Annotated in this window: 14 protein-coding genes; 10 read left to right on the top strand and 4 right to left on the bottom strand. The window is 54.1% G+C overall.

All coding sequences use genetic code 11. The features are described from left to right. Window positions 1-24: 24 nt before the first annotated feature. From aroB to trpS, 6 genes are all read left to right on the top strand, one after another. A complete protein-coding gene (aroB, locus tag RTX30_RS10955; RefSeq protein WP_312689657.1) occupies window positions 25-1,113 on the top strand; it encodes a 3-dehydroquinate synthase in 1,089 nt (362 codons plus the stop codon). An 89-nt stretch (window positions 1,114-1,202) separates the two neighbouring features. Then, complete coding sequence (gene damX, locus RTX30_RS10950; RefSeq protein ID WP_312689655.1) at window positions 1,203-2,504, top strand: cell division protein DamX; 1,302 nt, start codon at window positions 1,203-1,205, stop codon at window positions 2,502-2,504. A gap of 67 nt (window positions 2,505-2,571) precedes the next feature. After that, a complete protein-coding gene (dam, locus tag RTX30_RS10945; protein ID WP_312689653.1) occupies window positions 2,572-3,393 on the top strand; it encodes an adenine-specific DNA-methyltransferase in 822 nt (273 codons plus the stop codon). Between the two features lie 55 nt (window positions 3,394-3,448). Beyond that, a complete protein-coding gene (gene rpe, locus RTX30_RS10940; RefSeq protein WP_312689651.1) occupies window positions 3,449-4,126 on the top strand; it encodes a ribulose-phosphate 3-epimerase in 678 nt (225 codons plus the stop codon). Beyond that, entirely contained in the window at window positions 4,119-4,880 is a 762-nt protein-coding gene (gph, locus tag RTX30_RS10935) for a phosphoglycolate phosphatase (RefSeq protein ID WP_312689650.1), read from the top strand. Before rpe ends, gph begins: the two co-directional genes overlap by 8 nt. Then, window positions 4,873-5,877, top strand: coding sequence for a tryptophan--tRNA ligase (gene trpS, locus RTX30_RS10930; RefSeq protein WP_312689648.1), 1,005 nt, complete (start codon window positions 4,873-4,875; stop codon window positions 5,875-5,877). Before gph ends, trpS begins: the two co-directional genes overlap by 8 nt. A 50-nt stretch (window positions 5,878-5,927) precedes the next feature. On the opposite strand, the gene cysG is transcribed toward trpS, so the two are convergent. From cysG to nirB, 4 genes are all read right to left on the bottom strand, one after another. After that, window positions 5,928-7,292, bottom strand: coding sequence for a siroheme synthase CysG (cysG, locus tag RTX30_RS10925; RefSeq protein WP_312689647.1), 1,365 nt, complete (start codon window positions 7,290-7,292; stop codon window positions 5,928-5,930). Window positions 7,293-7,309: 17 nt separating this feature from the next. Continuing rightward, a complete protein-coding gene (gene nirC, locus RTX30_RS10920) occupies window positions 7,310-8,119 on the bottom strand; it encodes a nitrite transporter NirC (protein ID WP_312689645.1) in 810 nt (269 codons plus the stop codon). 79 nt (window positions 8,120-8,198) lie between these two features. Continuing rightward, the gene (gene nirD, locus RTX30_RS10915; RefSeq protein ID WP_312689643.1) at window positions 8,199-8,525 is read right to left on the bottom strand and encodes a nitrite reductase small subunit NirD; all 327 of its coding nucleotides are present in this window, start codon (window positions 8,523-8,525) and stop codon (window positions 8,199-8,201) included. After that, window positions 8,522-11,065, bottom strand: coding sequence for a nitrite reductase large subunit NirB (gene nirB / locus RTX30_RS10910; protein ID WP_312689640.1), 2,544 nt, complete (start codon window positions 11,063-11,065; stop codon window positions 8,522-8,524). The genes nirD and nirB overlap by 4 nt, the downstream gene beginning before the upstream one ends. Before the next feature lie 241 nt (window positions 11,066-11,306). Between nirB and RTX30_RS10905 the strand changes: the two genes are divergently transcribed. The 4 genes from RTX30_RS10905 to RTX30_RS10890 all read left to right on the top strand — a co-directional run bounded on the left by RTX30_RS10905 (window position 11,307) and on the right by RTX30_RS10890 (window position 14,189). Next, the gene (locus RTX30_RS10905; protein ID WP_312689638.1) at window positions 11,307-12,608 is read left to right on the top strand and encodes a cytosine deaminase; all 1,302 of its coding nucleotides are present in this window, start codon (window positions 11,307-11,309) and stop codon (window positions 12,606-12,608) included. A 152-nt stretch (window positions 12,609-12,760) separates the two neighbouring features. Next, entirely contained in the window at window positions 12,761-13,333 is a 573-nt protein-coding gene (gene ppiA, locus RTX30_RS10900) for a peptidylprolyl isomerase A (protein WP_312689636.1), read from the top strand. Between the two features lie 93 nt (window positions 13,334-13,426). Then, window positions 13,427-13,594 carry a YhfG family protein gene (locus tag RTX30_RS10895; RefSeq protein ID WP_312689635.1) on the top strand — a complete coding sequence of 56 codons (168 nt, stop codon included), beginning with the start codon at window positions 13,427-13,429 and terminating at the stop codon, window positions 13,592-13,594. Next, window positions 13,587-14,189, top strand: coding sequence for a putative adenosine monophosphate-protein transferase Fic (locus RTX30_RS10890; RefSeq protein ID WP_312689634.1), 603 nt, complete (start codon window positions 13,587-13,589; stop codon window positions 14,187-14,189). The genes RTX30_RS10895 and RTX30_RS10890 overlap by 8 nt, the downstream gene beginning before the upstream one ends. The last annotated feature ends 19 nt before the right edge of the window (window positions 14,190-14,208 follow it).

Raw genomic sequence — 14,208 nt, 5'->3', positions numbered from 1 at the left:
AGCAACTAAGGTGGATGTCGCGTCATGGAGAGGATTACCGTCACTCTCGGGGAACGTAGTTACCCCATCACCATCGCGGCTGGTTTGTTCAACGATCCAGCTTCTTTCGCGCCACTGAAGACTGGGGATCAGGTTATGCTGGTCACCAACGAGACTTTGGCTCCACTCTATCTGGATAAAGTCCGCCGGGTACTGGAGCAGTCAGGTGTGAACGTTGACAGTGTTATTCTGCCGGATGGTGAGCAGTATAAAAGTCTGGCAGTCATGGACACGGTATTCACTGCCTTGTTGCAAAAACCTCATGGGCGCGACACAACGCTAGTCGCGCTTGGCGGCGGTGTGATCGGTGATTTAACCGGTTTCGCGGCAGCCAGCTACCAGCGCGGCGTGCGCTTTATTCAAGTGCCGACCACGCTCCTTTCTCAGGTTGATTCCTCCGTTGGCGGTAAAACGGCGGTAAACCACCCTCTTGGCAAAAACATGATCGGCGCGTTCTACCAGCCTGCATCCGTGGTGGTCGATCTTGATTGTCTGGAAACCCTGCCTGCCCGCGAGTTGTCATCGGGTCTTGCTGAAGTGATCAAATACGGCATTATTCTTGACGGCGAGTTCTTTACCTGGCTTGAGCAGAATATGGATGCGCTACTGCGTCTTGATGGCCCGGCAATGGCGTACTGTATCCGCCGCTGCTGTGAGCTAAAAGCCGACGTTGTCGCTGCCGATGAGCGTGAAACGGGCTTACGTGCTTTACTCAATCTTGGACATACCTTCGGCCACGCCATTGAAGCGGAAATGGGCTACGGTAACTGGCTGCATGGCGAAGCTGTTGCGGCTGGCATGGTGATGGCGGCGCGTGCGTCTGAACGCCTTGGTCAGTTCAGTAAAGCCGAAACGCAGCGGATTATTGCGTTGCTTGAACGGGCGGGCTTGCCGGTGCAGGGGCCGCGCGAAATGTCTGCACAGGCCTATTTACCGCATATGATGCGCGATAAAAAAGTGCTGGCGGGGGAGATGCGTTTAGTGCTTCCGTTGGCGATAGGGAAGAGTGAAGTGCGCGGCGGAGTGTCGCACGATGTAGTACTCGGCGCTATTGCTGATTGCCAGCAAGCGTAACTATTAGAAAGGTCTGGTCACGATAGAAAGTGACGTTTAATTTCGGGCGCTGTGCAGGTGGTGGCATACGCCTTTGAGTGGGGTGTTAAATGGATGAATTCAAACCAGAAGACGAGCTGAAACCCGATCCCAGCGATCGTCGTACTGGTCGTTCTCGTCAATCTTCCGAGCGTGTCGACGAACCGCAAATCAACTTCGATGAGGTTGATGTAGACGCCGACGATCGCCGTCCATCGCGTACCCGCCGGGCACGCGATGAGCGCGAAGAAGAACGTTATGAAGAGGATGAAGACGCTCTGGACGAGGAGCGTGAGGAACGTCGTCCGCGTAAGCGTAAAAAAGCCGCAGTTGCGAAGCCTGCGTCCCGCCAGTACATGATGATGGGTATTGGTATTGTGGTGCTGTTGCTGCTGATTGTCGGCATCGGTTCTGCGCTGAAATCTCCCGCGCCTTCCACGGCCAACGAACAACAAGCGCCGACAGAGAAAAATATTGATCTGTCGGGCAATAACGGCAATGCGGGCGCGACCAGCACCGCAGCCGATCAGGCGAATGGCGCTCAGCCAGCGCCGGGTAACACAGCGGAGCAACAGACTGCGGGCAATGCACAGCAGGATGTTTCTCTGCCACCGATTTCCTCAACCCCTTCTCAGGGGCAGGCACCTGTCGCACCGGAAGGTCAGCAGCGAGTCGAGGTTCAGGGCGACCTGAATAATGCGCTGTCACAGCCGCAAAATCAGACTCAGCTTGACAGTGCGGTCACGTCTACGCTGCCTACGGAACCGGCAACCGTCGCGCCAGTGCGTAACGGTAATGGTGCCGTTGCGCGTCAGCAGGCTGCGCCAGCAGAAGCTCATACCGCCACTTCGCGTCCTGAGCGTAAGCAAATGGTTATTGAACCGAAACCGGTAACGAAAGCACTGGTGGCAAAAGCGGAGTCGAAACCTGTTGCTCAGCCGCCGAAGCACACCGAGACCGCCACTGCGCCGGTCAAAGCACCCGCGGCGACGCCAGTGCAGCCTAAAGCAACCGCAACCACGACTGCGCCAGCGGTTACCGCTCCTGCGGCCACAGCCACGCCTGCTGCGAGCGGTGCCACATCAACCGGTAACGTAGGCGCACTGAAATCAGCACCAGGTAGTCATTACACATTGCAGCTCAGTAGCTCGTCGAATTACAGCAACCTGAACGCGTGGGCGAAGAAAGAAAGTCTGAAAAACTACGTTGTTTATCAGACCACCCGTAACGGTCAGCCGTGGTATGTGCTGGTGAGCGGCGTGTATGCGTCAAAAGATGATGCTAAACGTGCTGTTGCAGCCTTGCCAGCCGATGTGCAGGCTAAAAACCCATGGGCGAAGCCGCTGCATCAGGTTCAGGCCGATCTTAAGTAATGTCTAAAGCGCAGGATGCTGTCGGAGCTTTCTCCACAGCCGGAGAGAGTGTAAGCAACCAGTCAGCATGAAAAAGAATCGCGCTTTTTTAAAATGGGCAGGGGGGAAGTACCCCCTGCTCGACGATATCGAAAAGCACCTGCCGCAGGGGGAATGCCTTATCGAGCCGTTCGTCGGCGCGGGTTCGGTGTTCCTTAATACGTCGTATTCACGCTATATCCTTGCGGATATCAACAGTGACCTGATTAGTCTCTATAACATTGTTAAAGACCGTGCTGATGAGTATGTGCATCATGCGCGCGATCTGTTTACGCCTGAGACTAACCAATCCGTTATTTATTACCAATTTCGCGATGAATTTAACGCGTGCCAGGAGCCGTTCCGGCGGGCGCTGTTGTTTTTGTATCTCAACCGTCATGGCTATAATGGCCTGTGTCGCTATAACCTGCGCGGCGAGTTTAATGTGCCGTTCGGTCGTTATAAAAAACCCTATTTTCCGGAAGCCGAGTTGTATCACTTCGCGGAAAAAGCGCAGAATGCCTTTTTTTACTGCGAGTCTTACGCCGACAGCATGGCGCGTGCGGACGAGAATTCCGTCGTTTACTGCGATCCTCCTTACGCGCCGCTTTCCGCGACCGCGAACTTTACGGCGTATCACACAAACAGTTTTAATCTGGAGCAGCAGGCACATCTGGCCGCGATTGCTGAAAACCTGGTGCTGAACCAAATCCCGGTGTTGATTTCAAACCACGATACGGCGTTAACGCGCGAGTGGTATCGTCAGGCCAAATTGCATGTGGTGAAAGTGCGGCGCAGCATCAGTAGTAATGGCGGCACACGTAGAAAGGTGGATGAATTGCTGGCGCTTTACCGCCCGGCAACCCGGTAACCTGCTTTCACCGCGCCGCCAGCCTGCTGACTTATCATTTTTCAAGGAGATGCGGATGAAACAGTATTTGATTGCCCCTTCGATCCTGTCGGCTGACTTTGCTCGTCTGGGTGAAGACACGGCTAAAGCGCTTGCTGCCGGTGCCGATGTCGTGCATTTCGACGTGATGGATAACCATTACGTGCCGAACCTGACCATCGGACCGATGGTGCTGAAAGCGCTGCGAAACTACGGCATAACCGCCCCTATCGATGTGCATCTGATGGTGAAACCGGTTGACCGCCTGGTGCCGGACTTCGCCGCGGCGGGTGCCAGCATCATTACTTTTCATCCTGAAGCGTCTGAACACGTCGACCGTACTCTGCAACTGATCAAAGAGAATGGCTGTAAAGCGGGGCTGGTGTTTAACCCGGCTACGCCGCTGAGCTACCTCGACTATGTGATGGATAAGCTGGATGTGATCCTGCTGATGTCGGTGAACCCTGGCTTCGGCGGCCAGTCTTTTATTCCCCATACGCTGGACAAGCTGCGCGAAGTTCGTCGTCGCATTGACGCGTCTGGTTTCGATATTCGCCTGGAAGTCGACGGTGGGGTGAAGGTAAACAATATCGGCGAAATCGCTGCCGCTGGCGCAGATATGTTCGTTGCGGGATCGGCGATTTTCGACCAGCCGGATTACAAAAAAGTGATTGATGAAATGCGTCTTGAACTGGCGAAGGTAAGTCATGGATAAAATGCAGTTAGTTCGCGGCGTTGCTTTTGATCTTGATGGCACGCTGGTGGACAGCGCGCCAGGTCTTACGGCGGCGGTCGATAGCGCACTGTATGCGCTGGAGTTGCCGCAGGCTGGCGAAGCGCGCGTAGTGACGTGGATTGGTAACGGTGCCGATGTGCTGATGGAGCGCGCCCTAAATTGGTCACGTCAGGAGCGTGCGATCCAGCGTGCTGCGCAGGGCAAGCCCGACGTTGATCAAAGCGATATTCCGCAAGAAGAGCAGGTGCGCATGCTGCGTAAGTTGTTCAATCGTTACTACGAAGAAACCGTGGAAGAGGGTAGCTTTCTGTTCCCTGATGTCGCTGAAACGTTGTCAGCGCTGCATGCCAAAGGCCTGCCGCTGGCGCTGGTAACCAATAAACCCACACCGTTTGTTGCCCCGTTGCTGGAAGCGTTGGGCATTGCGCAGTACTTTACTTTCGTGGTGGGTGGTGATGATGTGGTGAACAAAAAGCCGCATCCGGAACCGTTGCTTCTGGTGTGCAAAAAGCTCAATATTCAACCTCATGAGTTACTCTTCGTCGGGGATTCACGTAACGATATCCAGGCTGCGAAGGCCGCGGGGAGTGTCTCGGTTGGACTGACGTACGGTTACAACTATGGCGAAGCCATTGCTCTCAGTGAGCCCGACTACGTATATGAACATTTTAAAGCGTTACTGCCCGCGCTCGGGCTCCCGCACAGTGAAAATCAGGAAATAAAAAATGACTAAGCCCATCGTCTTTAGTGGCGCACAGCCCTCAGGTGAATTAACCATTGGCAACTATATGGGTGCGCTGCGTCAGTGGGTGAACATGCAGGATGACTATCACTGTATCTACTGCATCGTTGACCAGCATGCCATCACCGTTCGTCAGGATCCGCAGGCGCTGCGTAAAGCGACGCTGGATACGCTGGCGTTGTATCTGGCCTGCGGCATCGATCCGCAAAAGAGCACCATTTTTGTTCAGTCTCACGTGCCTGAGCACGCGCAGCTAGGCTGGGCGCTGAACTGCTACACCTATTTCGGCGAACTGAGCCGTATGACTCAGTTCAAAGATAAATCTGCACGCTATGCAGAAAACATTAACGCCGGTCTGTTTGACTACCCGGTGCTGATGGCCGCCGACATCCTGCTTTATCAGACCAACCAGGTGCCAGTAGGCGAAGATCAGAAACAACATCTGGAGCTGAGCCGTGATATCGCGCAGCGTTTTAACGCGATTTATGGCGAGATCTTCAAGGTACCAGAGCCGTTCATTCCGAAATCTGGCGCGCGCGTCATGTCGCTGCTGGAGCCGACCAAAAAGATGTCCAAGTCGGACGATAACCGCAACAACGTTATTGGCCTGCTCGAAGATCCGAAAGCGGTAGTGAAGAAAATCAAACGCGCGGTGACCGACTCCGATGAGCCGCCAGTTGTCCGTTACGACATTGCCACCAAAGCAGGCGTTTCTAACCTGTTGGATATTCTGTCTGCAGTAACAGGAAAGAACATCGCAGAACTGGAGCAGCACTTCGAAGGCAAAATGTACGGTCATCTGAAAGGTGAAGTCGCGGAAGCGGTGTCAGGCATGCTGTCCGAACTGCAAGAGCGCTATCACCGTTATCGTAACGATGAAGCCTTCCTGCAGCAGGTGATGAAAGAAGGGGCGGCGAAAGCCAGCGCCCGCGCTTCTGAAACGCTGAGCAAAGTCTACGAAGCGATTGGCTTTGTGGCCAAACCGTAATTAGGGGCGCAATAAAAAAGGGCAGGTTCAACCTGCCCTTTTTTCTGTCTTTAAAACCACTTCAGTTTATCGCGCAGTGCAACCACACGGCCCACGATAATCAATGCCGGGCTTTCTACCTGCTGTGCCAGGTCACCAAGCTGCGACAATGTCCCGCTGACTACGCGTTGTTGCACCGACGTACCGTTCTCGACCAGGGCCACGGGCATATCGGCCTGCATGCCGTGAGCAATCAACTGGGTCTGAATGGCTGAGGCCTGATTCAGGCCCATATAAAACACCAGGGTCTGTTTTTCTGCCGCCAGGTTTGCCCAGTCCAGTTCGCCGCCGGTTTTCAGGTGCCCGGTGACCAGCCTGACGCTTTGCGCATAGTCGCGGTGCGTCAGCGGAATGCCGGAATAGGCTGAACACCCAGAGGCTGCGGTAATTCCGGGCACCACAGAGAAAGGCACGCCCGCATGGCACAACGTTTCCAGCTCTTCGCCACCGCGCCCGAAAATAAACGGATCGCCACCTTTCAGGCGCACAACGCGTTTACCACTTTGCGCCTCGCGCAGCAGGATCTGGTTGATCTCCTCCTGCGGTACGCAGTGATAGCCGGCGCGCTTGCCCACAAATACGCGATCGGCGTCGCGGCGCACCAGATTCATAATGTCATCGGAAACCAGCCGGTCGTAAACCACCACATCTGCCTGCTGGATTTGCTGCAGCCCTTTTAATGTCAGTAGCCCGGCATCGCCCGGCCCGGCACCCACCAGTACCACTTCACCACGGTTATCCAGCGGTTCGGCCAGCAACTGCTCAGTGATGTGTTCGACGGCAGGCTGGTCCTGATTCGCCAGCGACTGCGCCAGCCGGTCGTTCACGAACAATTTTTCCCAGAAGCGACGGCGTTCGCTCATGGTGGAAAAGTGCTTCTTCACCCTGCCGCGCAACTGACCGGCAAACCGCGCGACATGGCCAAGGTGTTGCGGGAGCAGCGACTCGAGTTTTTCGCGCAGTAACCGTGCCAGTACAGGAGAGGTTCCACCTGAAGAGACCGCCACCATCAGCGGCGAACGGTCAATAATGGAAGGCATGATAAAACTGGCCTGGGTTGGCGCATCGACCACGTTACAAAATATACGGCGAGCTTCTGCCGCATCGCTGACGCGCTGATTGACCGTGTCATTATCGGTAGCGGCAATCGCCAGCCAGCATGTATCCAGTAATGATTCGTTAAATTCGCCTTCCACCAGCGTCAGCATGCCTTCTTCTGCCCAGACGGAGAATTGCGGCACAAAAGTGAGGGCATTGACGGTAAGTCGTGCACCCGCGTCCATTAACAGTCGGGCTTTACGTTCTGCGACATCTCCACCGCCCACCAACAGGCAGTTACGATCGCGCAACTGGCAAAATATTGGCAAATGATCCACGACATTACCTCAGTATTTTAGTTATTCGCTGCTGCCTGGTTTTTCACGGCGTTGACTGCGTCAGGACGCTCTGATTTCGGGGTAGCATACCAGTAACCCAAACCCATAAATACGGCACCAGATAAAGTATTGCCCAGCGTTACCCACAGCAGGTTATGACCAATACCACTTAAGGTATAGGTGTCGCTATGATGACCAAACCAGGAAAGGGCGAAGAGGGTCATATTAGCAATAGAGTGCTCGTAACCGGACGCAATGAAAGCCAGCAGACACCACCAGATTGCGAGAAATTTTGCGGCGCCTTCGGTACGGATCGCCATCCAGATTGCCAGGCAAACCAGCCAGTTACACAGCGCGCCTTTAAAGAATAAAACGCTGGCCGGGGCGCTGGTTTTTGCCAGCGCAACAGTATGCACAAGGCTGTTATCCACGGGTAACAGGCTACCGCCGCCCCAGTAATAGAGCAGGGCGACGAACACGGAGCCGAGCAGGTTGCCAAGCCAGGTTTGCGGCAGGATCGTCCACATTTGACCGTGGCTGATGGTCCCCGCTTTAACGCCTAACGTCAGAAACATCGTATGCCCGGTAAATAACTCCGAACCCGCAATAATCACCAGCGTTAAAGCGATACCAAATGTCGCCCCCATCACCAGTGGACGCACGGCGGGATCGAGCAGGTTACCCAGCGTGAAAATCAAAATAATACCCAGTCCCACATAAGCCCCTGCCATTGCGGAACTGACCCAAAAACCCAAAGGATTTTGCGAGGAGAGCCGGGCAATACGCGCAGCATTCGCCGCGCACTTATTAATCGTGTCGGTAAACATGATGTTGATTATCCAAAGTTAAGAGGAAAAGTTTAAAAATCAAAAAGAAAGGCGGGAACATTGCGCCCCCGCCGGGGTATTACGCTTTAATCTGCACCACGCCGTCTTTTACTCGCGCGTCGAAATGCGCTACGGAACGGCTTTCATCTTCCATACACAGCCCGTCACGCAGGCGGAAGCGCTGTTTTTTTAGCGGGCTGGCGACCCATAACTCACCCTGGTGCTCGGCGATAATCCCGCGTGACAACACGCTGGCCTGGAAGAACGGGTCGATATTGCTGATGGCATACACCTGGTCATCATGACGAGGGCGGAAAATGGCCACTTGCTGGTCGTTCAACAGCGCGCAAACGCCGGTTGCGGGCAGAATGTCGTCGATTTTGCAGATAGTGTTCCACTGGCTCATGCGTTTTCCTCCACCATGGTTACCGGGATGCGCTCATACGGGGTTGCCGGGCGATGCTGCGCACGTTCTGGCACAACCTGCACGTTCGGGTCGCGACGATCGCTGTTGATAAAATGTTTGAAGCGGGTCTGCGCAGCAGGGGTATTTACGGTTTCTGTCCATTCGCAAATCACCGCTTCGCGCAGGCGGGTCATCTCTTCTTCCAACTGTGCGTCGAAGCCCAGTTTATCGTCGATGATCACGCTCTTCAGGTAGTCGATACCGCCTTCCATGGCATCCAGCCAGGATGCAGTACGGGTCAGTTTGTCGGCAGTACGGATATAGAACATCATAAAGCGGTCGAGATAATGCAACAGCGTTTCGCGATCGAGATCCGCCGCCAGCAGATCCGCATGACGCGGTTTCATCCCGCCGTTACCGCAGACATACAGGTTCCAGCCTTTTTCGGTAGCGATAATGCCCACGTCTTTCCCCTGAGCTTCCGCACATTCGCGGGTACAGCCAGAAACACCGAACTTCATTTTGTGCGGTGTACGGATGCCTTTGTAGCGGTTTTCCAGTTCAACGCCGAAACCAACGCTATCGCCTACGCCGTAACGGCACCAGGTTGAGCCAACACAGGTTTTCGCCATACGCAGCGCTTTCGCGTAAGCGTGGCCGGTTTCAAAGCCTGCCTCGATCAACTGACGCCAGATTTCCGGCAGGTCATCTTTCTGTGCGCCAAACAGGCCAATGCGTTGGGAACCGGTAATTTTGGTGTAGAGATTAAATTCACGGGCGATACGGCCTACTTCCATCAGACCTTCCGGGGTGATTTCACCCCCTGCGGAACGTGGGATCACAGAGTAGGTGCCGTCTTTCTGGATGTTGGCGAGGAAGTTATCGTTAGTGTCCTGCAACGGCGTGTTCTGCGGTTTCAGGATGTATTCGTTCCAGCATGACGCCAGCAGCGAACCGACGGTCGGTTTACAGACTTCGCAGCCATAGCCTTTGCCGTATTTCGCCAGCAATTCATCAAACGTTTTGATGCCTTCCACGCGGATCAGGTGGTACAGCTCCTGTCGGGAATAGGCAAAGTGCTCACACAGGTTATTGGTGATTTCGATGCCCTGTTTTGCCAGTTCGGCGTTCAGCACTTGAGTGACCAGAGGAATGCAGCCGCCGCAGCCGGTACCGGCTTTGGTTTCTGCTTTCAGCGCCGCAACGGTATGGCAGCCTTTATTGATTGCGGCAATCAGGTCCCCTTTGGTCACGTCAAAACAGGAGCAAATTTGCGCGCTGTCGGGCAGCTTATCGACGCCGATAGAGGGTTTACCGCCAGCGGCATGGGCCGGCAGGATCAGCGCATCCGGGTTTTCCGGCAATTCAATCGCGTTCAACACCAGTTGCAGCAGGTTGCCGAAATCGCTGGTATCGCCCACCAGTACTGCGCCCAGTAGAGTTTTATTGTCCGGGCTGACAATCAGGCGTTTGTAGACTTCTTTGCTTTCGTCGAGGTAAACATAGCTGCGTGCGCCAGGGGTGCGACCGTGAGCATCGCCGATACCGCCCACATCAACGCCCAGCAGTTTCAGTTTGGCGCTGAGATCCGCGCCTTCAAACGCATTCCGGGTGCCCAGGATATGGTCAACAGCAACTTGCGCCATTTTATAACCAGGCGCCACCAGACCGTACACGCGGTTGTTCCAGCTCGCACATTCACCAATGGCGTAAATATCCGGATCGGAAGTCTGGCAGTTATCGTTAATCACGATACCGCCGCGCTGACCCACGGTCAGTCCGCACTGGGTGGCGAGTTTATCACGTGGGCGGATACCGGTAGAGAAGACGATAAAGTCTACTTCCAGCGCGCTACCGTCCGCAAAACGCATGGTTTTACGCGCTTCGGTACCTTCCTGGACGATCTCTTTGGTGTTTTTGCTGGTGTGGACGCGTACGCCCATACTTTCGATTTTGCGTTTGAGCTGCTCGCCGCCCATTTGGTCGAGTTGCTCTGCCATCAGCATTGGCGCGAATTCAATAACGTGGGTTTCAACACCTAAGTTTTTCAGCGCCCCTGCGGCTTCCAAACCGAGCAGGCCACCACCGACAACTGCACCGCGGCGGCTACGACGGGCGCAGGATTCAATGGCGTTCAAATCTTCAATGGTGCGATAAACAAAACAGTCCTGGGTTTCAGACCCTTTGATCGGCGGGATCCACGGGTAGGAACCGGTCGCCATGATCAGTTTGTCATACCAGACGGTGCGCCCGGCGCTGGAGTGGATCACTTTTTCCTGACGGTTAATAGTGATCGCACGTTCGCCAACCAGCACTTTGACGCCATGTTTCTCGTAAAAACCTTCGCGGACCAGTGACAGCTCTTCGGCTGTATGATGAGAGAAGTAAGAAGAAAGATGCACGCGGTCGTAGGCTTTACGCGGCTCTTCACAAAAAACGGTGATATCGAATTCGGAGGCGTCGGCTTTATCGAGGAGGTCCTCAATGAAGCGGTGACCGACCATGCCGTTACCGATGATAGCGAGTTTGACTTTGCTCATTTTTGCCTCGATTTCTTTTCTATTACTGCCTACCTTAACGATTCAGCCTCGGGGCTTATTGATGTGCATCAAATACACCTTCACATACCACTTAATGAGTAGATGACTGATTTTTATTGGTTTTTCTAAGTTGTAGAAATAACAGGCTTTTCTGGATTGCAGAATTTGTGTACAAAAAGAGAGGGTTTTTTGCCTCGGTGTCTGATCCGAAATTTCAGACGAAAACGGAAGGAGTAGCGCTATGTCTTCAGCACCGATTTGGTTCGTCCAGAACGTGCATTTACCGGATCGCGAAGGGTTGTGGCAAATCGCAATTGAGAACGGGCGCTTTGGCGACATCACGCCCATGGAATCGACACACACCGACAGTCACGAGGTGCTGAATGCGCGTGGGGGGCTGGCATTACCGCCATTTATTGAGCCACATATTCATCTCGACACCACGCAAACTGCAGGCGAGCCGAACTGGAACCAGTCGGGAACCTTATTTGAAGGCATTGAACGCTGGGCTGAGCGCAAGGCGCTGCTCACGCATGAAGATGTGAAAGCCCGCGCCTGGCAAACATTGAAGTGGCAAATGGCCAACGGCGTACAGTATGTACGCACACACGTTGATGTTTCTGATCCGTCGTTAACGGCCCTGAAAGCGATGATTGAAGTGAAAGCTGAAGTGGCGCCGTGGATAGATGTGCAAATCGTTGCGTTTCCCCAGGAAGGGATCCTCTCTTATCCGAATGGGGCCGCATTGCTGGAAGAGGCGTTGCGTCTGGGGGCCGATGTGGTCGGTGCGATCCCACACTTTGAATTTACGCGTGAATATGGCGTTGAATCGCTGCATATCGCCTTTGGCCTGGCGCAAAAATATGGGCGTCCACTGGATATCCATTGTGATGAAATCGACGATGAGCAGTCGCGCTTTGTGGAAACGGTTGCCGCACTGGCGTTAAAAATGGGCATGGGTTCACAGGTTACTGCCAGCCATACCACCGCCATGCACTCCTATAACGGCGCGTATACGTCACGCCTGTTCCGCTTGTTAAAGCTCTCTGGCATTAACTTTGTGGCGAACCCGCTGGTCAATATCCATCTGCAAGGCCGTTTTGATGATTACCCGAAACGCCGGGGGATCACACGGGTGAAAGAGTTACTGGCCGCAGGTATTAATGTTTGTTTTGGCCATGATGATGTGTTTGACCCCTGGTATCCGCTGGGCACTGGCAACATGTTGCAGGTGCTGCATATGGGGTTACATGTTTGTCAGTTAATGGGGTATCAGCAAATTGAGCATGGGTTGCATTTAATCACTCATAACAGCGCCAGAACCTTTGGCCTGACGGATTATGGGATTGCTTCCGGCAACCCGGCGAATATGATCATTTTGCCTGTTGAGAGTGGCTTTGATGCCGTGCGTTGCCAGGCGCCGGTACGCTGGTCGATTCGTCAGGGGCGGATCATTGCAACAACGCAGCCTGCGCAGTCCTGGATCCAGACCGATAGCGGTGGAGAAACGGTTATTTTCAGCCGCCATAACGCACAATCTTGACGGCGTGCCAGGCCGCGCATCCTTGGCGGGAACCGGCCTGGCGTTACATATGTTTCCAAATACGTAAAATTAAGTAAAAGGCTGGCCTGCTGGCTGACTGCTCTTTAGAATCAAGCCACTCGCTTTCTTTACTGCTTCGTTAAGGAAACCTAATGGTTAAATCGACTCTGGCGGCTGTTGCGGCTGTTTTTGCCCTTTCTGGTCTCTCCTCTGCTGCATTTGCGGCTAAAGGCGACCCTCACGTTCTGCTCACCACCTCTGCGGGTAATATCGAACTGGAGCTGAACAACCAGAAAGCCCCTGTGTCGGTGAAAAACTTCCTGGATTATGTGAATAACGGTTTCTACAACAACACCACGTTCCACCGCGTGATACCGGGCTTTATGATCCAGGGTGGCGGTTTTAACGAGCAGATGCAGCAAAAGCAGCCGAATCCGCCCATTAAAAACGAAGCCGACAACGGCCTGCGTAATACGCGCGGCACCATCTCTATGGCGCGTACCGCTGATAAAGACAGCGCGACCAGCCAGTTCTTTATTAACGTTGCGGATAACGCCTTCCTCGATCATGGACAGCGTGATTTTGGCTATGCGGTATTCGGTAAAGTTGTGAAAGGCATGGATGTGGCCGACAAAATTTCTCAGGTGCAGACACATGATGTCGGCCCGTACCAGAATGTCCCGTCAAAACCGGTAGTTATCCTCTCTGCCAAAGTATTACCGTAAGTCTCCTCAACACGGGCTACCCGGCCCGTGTTTCAGTTCCCTCCCTGCGTAACGCAAAATTGCTGCTTATACTTGTGGCAAACAGGGGGCGCCATGACGAAAAAACTCACCGACAAGCAAAAATCCCGTCTCTGGGAACAGCAACGCAATATCAATTTCCAGGCCAGCAGGCGGCTGGAAGGCGTGGATTCGGAATTGATCACACTGACTGCTGAAGAGGCCAGCGCGCGGCTTGAAGAGCTCAGGAGGCACTATGAGTGAAAAATTTGGCGACGGGCGCGACCCTTATCTCTACCCCGGACTGGATGTAATGCGCAATTTGTTGAGCATCCGCCAGACGCAACGACTGGAGCAGGCGGCGTATCAACTGACGGCGTTGCGCGCAGCGACGCTGGAACTGGGCCCCCTGGCGCGTGGTCTGCCACATCTTTGTGCGATCCATCATCATCTTTATCAGGATGTGTTCGACTGGGCCGGGCGTTTTCGGGAAGTGGATATCTACCAGGGCGACACGCGTTTCTGCCATTTCGAATATATCGAAAAAGAGGGCAACGCGTTGATGCAGCAACTGGAAGATGAAGAGTGGCTGTGCGGCCTGGAGAAAACCGAATTTGTGGCGCGACTGGCGCACTACTACTGTGAAATTAACGTGCTGCACCCATTCCGTCTTGGGAACGGCATTGCCCAGCGGATTTTCTTCGAACAACTGGCGCTGCATGCGGGGTTTTCCCTCGACTGGCGGGGGATCAAACCTGAGCGCTGGAGTGCAGCTAACCAGAGCGGAGCGATGGGCGATTTAGAGCCTCTGTACGCGATCTTCAGCAAAGTGGTAAGCGAAGCCAGCGAAAGCGGGTAAACTAGCGCGGTTTGCTATC

It is taken from the genome of Kosakonia sp., from assembly GCF_032052965.1.
GTDB lineage: Bacteria > Pseudomonadota > Gammaproteobacteria > Enterobacterales > Enterobacteriaceae > Kosakonia.
The sequence above is the reverse complement of the archived record's forward strand: the minus strand, read 5'-3'. Positions and strand labels throughout refer to the sequence as shown.